This window comes from Bacillus sp. JJ783 (assembly GCF_036963225.1).
Lineage (GTDB): Bacteria > Bacillota > Bacilli > Bacillales > Bacillaceae_G > Bacillus_A > Bacillus_A cereus_U.
Genome location: NZ_JBALMG010000198.1, coordinates 1 through 2,510, shown reverse-complemented (window position 1 = coordinate 2,510; position 2,510 = coordinate 1). Strand labels below are relative to the sequence as shown.

Genomic DNA, 2,510 nt, shown 5'->3' with positions numbered 1-2,510 from the left:
GCTGTATTATCTTTAAAACAATTAAAGTTATCAACAATACTATTTTCAAATTCAATTGTTATTAATTTATTTAAGTTTTGTAAAACGAGTAACTCTACTTCATTGACATTTTCTAAACCTAAAATACGTAAATGCTTTAAAGTATTTATTTTTGAAATTGCAATGAGCTGCTCACGATTTGAAATATGTACAGAAAGTGATTCTAACTTCCGAAACTGCGGTAGTAACGAAAAATCTTTAATATCAGTATTTGAAATATCCAATTTTTTTAATGATGGCATTTCTACAAGTGCCGATAGATCATTTACACTCGTCTTCTTAATATTCATTTCTTCTAAGTGCTGCAAATGTGCTATTGGCGTTAAATCTTGAACTGGATTATTAACTAAATATAACTTTTTTAAAGCAGTCATCCGTTCTAATCCATTAATATCTTTAATTTCATTTCCAGTTAAAATTAGCGCCCTTACTTCAGTACACATCTGTAATGGACTAATATCTACTAACTCATTTCCGCCTAAATATAATCTCTTTTCTCTTATAAATTTACTCGCACGTTCATGAGATCCCACGATGTTTTTCCATTTTTCATTTAAACTATCATACCAATCTTTAACATTATTTTCAGACTGAAATATAAAATTAGGATGTAAGACAGGTAATTCAATATTAAATAATGCGTCTAAAAAATGTATATTATCATTTGTACCATAACTCCAATATAAATAATCTTCCTCTCGGTGGATTGTGAAATTTTTATCTTTTAGCGTTTGTAAAATAAATAGTAAAAAATCTGAAGTTCGATTTGCAATTACATATTTTACTTCTTCATCTCGTCCAAAATTAATAACTTGTCCTATTTTCCCCTTTTTATCCGGATCAACGTCTATTGCAATATTATTCCCACCAGCGTCATTACTAATTGGTATCCATTTTCCATTTGCATATTTTTCTTTAATATAATTTTTTGGTATAGAATATGCATCAAAATCAAATGGTTCTCCATCTTCAACCTTTTTCCATATTCTCCACTCATCTAAAACTTCATCTAACGAGAGAAATGGCAAACCAAAAAATAATCCTGGTCCAGATTTAACCTCACCGTTATGCACGAGATAAAGCATACGTAATTCATCTGGAAACGAAATTCCCATTTCACTTTCGACATATTTAATTTCTTCTATTGTTGCAGGTGCATTCAAAAACGGTTTAAAGTGATTTTTCAATTCAACTTCTAACTCTTTTAAAATAGTTTTATTCATTCCCCACACTCCCCTTTTATTCCATAATAAAAAAAGCGCTATCAATCACATTAATTGTAATTAATAGCACTTTTTTTCGCAACCAAACTAACTTTATACTATTTCATTGTAATCCAATCAGACTGCATACATACTAACGTTTTTATTTTAAAAAAACTAACACCATCAGCCCTTCACATTTCAATAACTAGACTCATACCCTAATTTCAGATTGCAATACACCATAAGAAAGGCGGGTAATACAAATGACTTCTAATATCGACTACACTTCCCCCTCAACTAATTTCACTCATGATTTAAATAAAAGTAATTTTTTTAAGAAAGATGCCCAAAATTATATAAACGTACTTGGCATCAAACAATTAAACACATTAAAAAACACTTCTTTATTAGATATATATTTAAGCTCAGGTAATGTTGTAGAACCACACATCCATCAAAATGCAGCTGAACTCGTTTACTGTATTTCAGGATCCGCTGTCGTTTCTTTACTTAATCCATTTACGAATCAAATATTAAACTTACCGATCAAACCAGGGCAAGTTGCTAATATCCCACAAGCTTGGTGGCATTATGAAATCGCCACAACAGATAATACACATTTATTAGCCATTTTTGATGCCCCAACTCCTGAAGTTATTTTTGGATCTGATATTTTAAGGTTAACTCCATCAAACATTATGGCCCATACTTACTGTCTCGATGAACAACAATGGAAACAAGCCATTTCTCCAATTCAATCTACTACAGTAATTGGTCCACCAGTAAACTGTAATCAAAATCGTGGAATGATAAACCAAGCAACTCAATCCCCACCTCAACAACAAAATTTATATTACCAAGATTCATACTATTTCCCACCATATTGGGGCTACTGATTTAAGTCATTTCTATTAGAAAACTATAATTCATCTCCTTGGAAAATACCTTGGAGATTTTTGTATTGTATATCCCCATTACATATTCTCAAACGTAACAATTAATAGAGTACAAACATATACTATTTATATATTTAATTGGAGGTGATGATACTATGAGTAATTATAGCAACTATCGAAAAAACAATTCTAATGACAAAAATAGTAGTTCTTCAACTTCTTCTCAATCTTCCAATTCTCAGTCGCAAAAAGATTTAGCTCAACAAGGCTATGTAAAGAAAAAAGGGTGTAATTGTAATAAAAATAAATAATTTATTACTAATTTGAACAATGACATTTCACCGCGCATGATAAACAATATACTACCCTA

General features: G+C 30.3%; 3 protein-coding genes. 2 read left to right on the top strand and 1 reads right to left on the bottom strand.

Annotated elements, in window-relative coordinates; translation table 11 throughout:
* Nucleotides 1-1,262: SMI1/KNR4 family protein (locus tag V7038_RS27875; RefSeq protein ID WP_335695963.1), on the bottom strand; the 1,262-nt coding region annotated here is incomplete at its 3' end.
* Nucleotides 1,263-1,507: 245 nt separating this feature from the next.
* Between V7038_RS27875 and V7038_RS27870 the strand changes: the two genes are divergently transcribed.
* Complete coding sequence (locus V7038_RS27870) at nucleotides 1,508-2,140, top strand: cupin domain-containing protein (protein ID WP_002109923.1); 633 nt, start codon at nucleotides 1,508-1,510, stop codon at nucleotides 2,138-2,140.
* Nucleotides 2,141-2,295: 155 nt separating this feature from the next.
* A complete protein-coding gene (locus V7038_RS27865) occupies nucleotides 2,296-2,451 on the top strand; it encodes a hypothetical protein (RefSeq protein ID WP_002095645.1) in 156 nt (51 codons plus the stop codon).
* Nucleotides 2,452-2,510: the final 59 nt, after the last annotated feature.